General features: G+C 49.9%; 1 rRNA gene. It reads left to right on the forward strand.

Annotation, left to right across the window (positions count from 1 at the left end):
• Positions 1–362, forward strand: a 16S ribosomal RNA gene (locus tag AB1K83_RS18150); the annotation flags it as partial.
• Positions 363–603: the final 241 nt, after the last annotated feature.

Raw genomic sequence — 603 nt, forward strand, 5'->3', positions numbered from 1 at the left:
TGGGGATGACGTCAAATCATCATGCCCCTTATGACCTGGGCTACACACGTGCTACAATGGACGGTACAGAGGGCTGCAAACCCGCGAGGGGGAGCCAATCCCATAAAACCGTTCCCAGTTCGGATTGCAGGCTGCAACTCGCCTGCATGAAGCCGGAATCGCTAGTAATCGTGGATCAGCATGCCACGGTGAATACGTTCCCGGGTCTTGTACACACCGCCCGTCACACCACGAGAGTTTGTAACACCCGAAGTCGGTGGGGTAACCCTTACGGGAGCCAGCCGCCGAAGGTGGGACAGATGATTGGGGTGAAGTCGTAACAAGGTAGCCGTATCGGAAGGTGCGGCTGGATCACCTCCTTTCTAAGGATAATTACGGAATATGAACCGTTGGTTCATACGTTGACGTTTTGCGTTCAGTTTTGAAGGTTCATCGTTCAGATGATTCTTCGAAACTTGTTCTTTGAAAACTGGATAAAACGACATTGAAAGCAACAAACACAAGTAATCAACCGAGTCGATCACACTAGTGATTGAACATGCAATACTTTTTGACGATCCGGACGCCATATCGCTATGGCAGAACGATCAACCGATGAAGGTT

Origin of the sequence: Sporosarcina sp. 179-K 3D1 HS (assembly GCF_047228905.1) — a bacterium.
GTDB lineage: Bacteria > Bacillota > Bacilli > Bacillales_A > Planococcaceae > Sporosarcina.